The sequence below is a fragment of the Collinsella aerofaciens genome (assembly GCF_028209885.1).
Classification (GTDB): domain Bacteria; phylum Actinomycetota; class Coriobacteriia; order Coriobacteriales; family Coriobacteriaceae; genus Collinsella; species Collinsella aerofaciens_BA.
Map to the genome: position 1 here is coordinate 1 of NZ_JAQLEM010000058.1, position 5,829 is coordinate 5,829.

3 protein-coding genes are annotated in these 5,829 nt (G+C 62.7%); 1 reads left to right on the plus strand and 2 read right to left on the minus strand.

Going from position 1 to position 5,829, the window contains the following annotated elements; translation table 11 throughout:
* Nucleotides 1–76 precede the first annotated feature (76 nt).
* Both tyrS and PMX21_RS09790 read right to left on the minus strand, forming a co-directional pair.
* Complete coding sequence (tyrS, locus tag PMX21_RS09785; RefSeq protein WP_271759268.1) at nucleotides 77–1,288, minus strand: tyrosine--tRNA ligase; 1,212 nt, start codon at nucleotides 1,286–1,288, stop codon at nucleotides 77–79.
* Nucleotides 1,289–1,384: 96 nt separating this feature from the next.
* Nucleotides 1,385–3,343: a U32 family peptidase gene (locus tag PMX21_RS09790; RefSeq protein ID WP_271759269.1), complete on the minus strand. Its 1,959-nt coding sequence runs from the start codon at nucleotides 3,341–3,343 to the stop codon at nucleotides 1,385–1,387.
* 162 nt (nucleotides 3,344–3,505) lie between these two features.
* On the opposite strand from PMX21_RS09790, the gene PMX21_RS09795 reads away from it, so the two are divergent.
* Nucleotides 3,506–5,710, plus strand: coding sequence for a transglycosylase domain-containing protein (locus PMX21_RS09795; protein WP_271759270.1), 2,205 nt, complete (start codon nucleotides 3,506–3,508; stop codon nucleotides 5,708–5,710).
* Nucleotides 5,711–5,829: the final 119 nt, after the last annotated feature.

A 5,829-nucleotide genomic window follows, 5' to 3' on the forward strand; every position in this document is an offset into this window, starting at 1 on the left:
TTGAAGTTGAACGTCAGATTGTCCAAATGCGGCCCGCGCAGCGTCGGCCGGTCCGCCGTTCGGTAGAACGGCGGAACTAAATCAACTTGAAGCCCTTGCGCTTACCCACAGAAAGGGTGTCGCCCAGCTTGAGGGCGCTGGGATCGATGTTGTAGCTCTTGGGAGCCACGGCCTTGCCGTTGATCTTGACGCCACCGCCGTCGATATCGCGACGAGCCTGGCCGGCGCTCGCCGAAAGGCCCAAGTCCTTGAGCAGGCCGGCGAGGTAGATCTGGCCCTCGTCGTTGACGATCAGCTCGACATGCTTCTCGGGGAAGTCGGCAAGCTGGCCCTCCTTGAACACGCGGTCGAACTCGGCCTGAGCCTCGTCTCCGGCGCCGGCGCCGTGGTAGGTGTCGCACAGGTCGCGGCCCAGAGCGCGCTTGAGCTCGTAGGGATCGGCAGAACCATCGGCCAGGGCGGCGTCGATCTTGTCGACCTCGGCCGGGGTGAGCGAGCTGGCCAGACGATAGTACTTGCCGATCATCTCGTCGGGGATGGACATGGTCTTGCCGAACATATCCTTGGGAGCGTCGGTCAGGCCGATGTAGTTGCCATAGGACTTGGACATCTTGCGCACGCCATCGGTGCCCTCGAGCAGCGGCATGGTGAGCGCGATCTGCGGCTCCATGCCCATCTTCTCCATGAGCTCACGGCCAGCGAGCAGGTTGAAGAGCTGATCGGTGCCGCCCATCTCGACGTCGGCCTTGATCTGCACGGAGTCGAAAGCCTGCATCACGGGATACAGGAACTCATGCAGGGCGATCGGCGTCTGAGACTGGTAGCGCTTGGTAAAGTCGTCGCGCTCGAGGATGCGGGCGACGGTGAACTTGGAGCACACCTGCAGCAGACCGGCCAGATCCATCGAAAGGATCCAGTCACCGTTGTGCACGATGGTGGTCTTCTCGGGATCCAGGATCTTCATGGCCTGGCTCACGTAGGTCTCGGCATTGGCCTCGATCTGCTCCTGCGAAAGCTGCGGACGGGTGGAATTCTTGCCCGAAGGGTCGCCAATCAACGCGGTACCGTTGCCGATGATGAGGGTGACGTTGTGGCCCAGGTCCTGGAACTGACGCATCTTGCGCAGCGGCACGGCATGGCCCAGGTGCAGGTCGGGGCTGGTGGGGTCGACGCCGAGCTTGATGTTGAGGGGCTCGCCCTTCTCAAGCTTCTTGCGAAGGTCGGCCTCGGGAACGATCTGCGCGGCGCCCGAGGTGATGATACGCATTTGCTCGTCAACAGACAGCATTGGGTATCCTCCTTTTGCTATAGCACCCTCGCCGAAAACGGCGGTGCTGGAAGTCCATAAACTCTCTTATGATAACAAACTGACGCGACGCAGCACCTACGACAGGAAAATCCTCGTCCTGCCGCATGCGTCAATGGCAACTGGCAGACGTGTACCGTCACGCTCGACCAGATAGCGTACCTGCCGACGACGCAAGCAGTCGCGGCAACGAACCTGTCCCGTCGCATCGGTGGCGCAGACGCCCTCGGCGGTCAGCAGGCAGTGCTCGCACACCATAAGCTCGGGACGGTCGGCGTCGACCGGACCCAAGACGCCGGGTTCAGCAGCCAGTTCGGCAATACGCTCCGCATCATTGCCGAGCAACTCGGCCGGCAAGTACACCCGCCCCGCACCGAGTCCGCGCAGCCAGGTAAGCGTGGCCCGATTCGCGCAGAACACCGGCGCCGCCACGTCAAACGTCACGCCCAGCTCGCGAGCGATCACCACCTGTCCCAGGTTGCGGCAGACGACGCGCCCGGCACGCTGCATCAGTGAGCGGGTCCGGTCAGCATCACTCACGCGGCACACCTCGTCAAGCACCACAACGGCGTCGGACAAATCGAGTTCTCCGCGCGGGTCGGCATCCATCAGCTGCCAAGCAAAAACCATGCGAGTGGGAACCGCGCACTCCACCAACTCCGTCGACGCACCGCCATCCACCGCAACGTCCTCAAAGGGCAGCACCTCAACGGCACGAGCAACGGGCGCAATCGCATCCGCCTCGGCCCGCATGCACTCCAACACCGCCGCCGTCTGATCCAACACGCCGGCGCTGCGAATCAGGTATACCTCGCAGCCCGTGCCCACCTTACGCTTGCAATGCACGACGACGCGCTCCCCCGCTGCGGCATCCACCGGGCAGGGCACCTGCGGCCAGCGCTTGGGCACATCGGGACGCGCGTCGACACCCGGATAAAACCGGATCTCGAGCATGTCACCCGCCGCCACGGCGGCGTCGAGCTCAACGGTCACCTCTTCGTGGCCCACAGCGACCAAGCGCCCCACGCGCACGCCCTGGTTAATCGCGCGCTCAAAGCTCATCAGCTCGGCACCCGAACGCCCTCGCAGGTACGCATCGGTAAACCCACGGTTAAACGACCTTCCCAGCTCGCGCTCAAGCTCTTCCACGGCACCGGGATCCCACGCGCCGTCGCACAGCATATCGAGTGCCCGGCGCCACACCCGCACCACGTTGAATACGTAATCGGGGTTCTTCATGCGCCCCTCGATCTTGAGCGACGCCACGCCGACATCTACAAGCGCGGGCAGATGCGCAATACCCAGATAGTCGCGCGGGCACAGCAGGCGATCTCCCTCGACGGCGACAACGCTCTGTCCAGCCTCGTCCACCAGGTCGTACGCCAGACGGCACGGCTGCGTGCAGTCGCCGCGCATCGCCGAGCGCCCACGCCGCAGGGCCGAGAACTCGCACGCCCCCGAATAGTCGATGCAAATCGCACCGTGGCAGAATACCTCGATGGGCACGCCCGTGGCACATAGCGCCGCAATCTCGTCGACCGTCAGCTCGCGTGCCGTCGTCACGCGCTCGACCCCCAGCTCATCGGCGGCAAGCCGCACGGCGCCTTCGCTATGAACGCCCGCCTGCGTAGACAGGTGAATCTCGACCCCGGGAATCGCCGCGCGCAGCGCGCAGGCCAACCCGGCATCGGCGACAATCAGAGCATCGGCACCCAGCTCCAGTGCATGAGCTCCCAACACCACCGCGTCGGACAACTCATCGTCAAACACGTACACGTTGAGCGTTTCGTACACACGCACGCCATGGGCATGCGCCACGGCGCAGCCGCGCGCAAACTCGTTATCCGTAAAGCCATGGGCGCTCACACGGGCGTTAAAGCCGCCCAACCCCGCATAGATGGCATCGGCACCCGCGGCGATGGCCGCAAGCATCTGGTCGAGCCCGCCCGCCGGCGCCAGCAACTCGGGCAGCGCCGCACCAGCAGCATCCAATCCAGTCTCGTATTGTCCGCTCGGCCCCATCGTCCGAATCGCCATCGACAAACTCCTTACCAAGGTATGCATTCACTCTGAAAAATGCCGTCTTCCAGCATACACGAGGCCTCGCGCACCCCGTTTGGTTTATCGTGTAATAACTTATGTCCATCCTGCCCCGACGGCACATCCACCGTCCGGCACGACATACCTGGAGGTCAATATATGGGTCCTCGCCAACGACAGGGACACAGCCGTTCAAAGACGCATGCTCTGCCCATAATCCTGCTCTCGTTTTTGGGCTTTCTGCTGATTGCGGGCGTGGCATTTGGCATCGGCATGGTCGGCAACGTCAACCGCTGGCTGTCCGATCTGCCCGACTACACCGACGCCAACGCGTATCTGGTGAGCGAGCCCACCGAGATCGTCGACTGCAACGGCAACAAGATCGCGAGCTTCTACACGCAAAACCGTAAGTCCATCACCAAGGACGAGGTCTCCCCCTACGTGCTGCAGGGCACCGTTGACGTCGAGGACGAGCGCTTCTACGAGCACGGCGGTATCGACCTGTGGGGTATCGCGCGTGCTGCGGTGGCAACCCTCGGCGGCGGGCACGAAGGCGCCTCGACTATCACCCAGCAGCTGGTGCGCAACACCATCCTGCAGGAGGAGCAGTTCGACTCGACCATCGAGCGTAAGGTGCGCGAGGCCTACATCGCCGTAAAGATGGAGGATATGTACTCCAAAGACGAGATCCTCATGATGTACCTCAACACCATCTATTACGGCCACGGCGCCTACGGCATCGAGGCCGCAGCCGAGACCTATCTGTCCAAGAGCGCCGCCGACCTCACCCTGAGCGAGGCCGCGCTGCTCATCGGCCTTCCCAACTCGCCCTCGCAGTACGACCCCACGGTCAACCCCGACCTGGCGCTGTCCCGTCGCAACAAGGTCCTCGACAACATGTTGCGTCTGGGCCACATTACGCAGGAGGAGCACGATGCCGCACAGGCCGAGCCCATCACCCTCAACGTGACCGAAATCTCGGGCAGCGGCGTCGACGTATACTCGCAGCCCTACTTTGTCGCCTATGTTAAGCAGCTGCTGGAGCAGGAGTTCTCGACCGACGTGCTCTTTAAGGGCGGCCTGACCGTCAAGACCACCATCGACCCCACGATGCAGCAGGTGGCAGAGAATGCCGTTCGCGAGCAGCTCGACACGCTCTCGCTCGACGGCCTGGACATGGGCATGGTCGTCGTCGATCCCAAGACCGGCTACATCAAGTGCATGGTGGGCGGCTACGACTACAACGCCGACGAGAACCACGTAAACCATGCCACGGCCAAGCGTCCCGTCGGCTCCACCTTCAAGGCCTTTACGCTGGCAACTGCCATCCAAAACGGCATGAACCCCAACGTCACCCTCAACTGCAACTCGCCGCTCAAGGCCAAGGGCACCACGACCGAGGTCCAAAACTACGCCAACCATAGCTATGGCAACATCACGCTTAAGCAGGCGACGGCATACTCCTCCAACACCGGCTACATCCAGGTGGCAGAAGCCGTCGGCAACAGCAAGATCATCTCGCTCGTCAAAAAGCTCGGCATCGATCCCGCCAAGGACAACATCGAGGATGTTCCCGTCATGACGCTCGGCACCGGCTCGATCTCGCCGCTCGAGATGGCCGCCGCCTACGCGACGTTTGCCAACGGCGGCTACTATCGCCAGCCGATCGCCATCACCGAGATTGACTCTCGTACCGGTTCGGTGCTGTACCAGCACACCGACAATCCCTCACAGGTGCTTACCGAGGGCGAGGCCGCCGCGGTCACCGATGTTCTGTCCGGCGTCATGCAGGGCGGCGGTACGGGTGCTGCCGGTGCCCTGAGCGTCAACCAGCCCTATGCCGGCAAGACGGGCACCACCGACAACACCACCAACCTGTGGTTCTGCGGCTATACCCCGCAGCTGGCGTGCGCCCTGTGGACCGGCTATTCCGCGGGCGAGATCCCCATCCAAAAATACGGCACGGACCTGCTGGGCGACAGCACCAACCTGCCTGTCTTTAAGCGATTTATGAACACCGTTCTGACCGGTACCGAGCGCGAGGAGTTTGCGACCGGAACGGCGCCCACCTACAAGAACAACAGCGTCTGGAAGTTCTACGGCACCAACAACGCCAAGAAGACGGAAAACGACGACAAGGACAAGGACGAGAACAAGGACGAAGACGAAACCACCACGACGACTACCACGACGACCACGACCACCGAGACCACGGGCGGCGATACCACCGGCGGCACCGGTACGACCGGTGGCTCGACGGGCGGCTCCACTGGTGGTTCGACCGGCGGCGATGGCGGCACGCCTACGCCTACGCCTACACCCACTCCCGACCCCTCGCCCACGCCTGACGATACGGTCGGCTAGAAATCATCCGGCCATAAGCAACAAGGCCCCCGAGCAGCTTATTGAACTGCCTCCCATTTCTTGGACATGAGAAATGGGAGGCTTTTTATGCGTGTCGACTTGAGGGTGAAGCACGACAT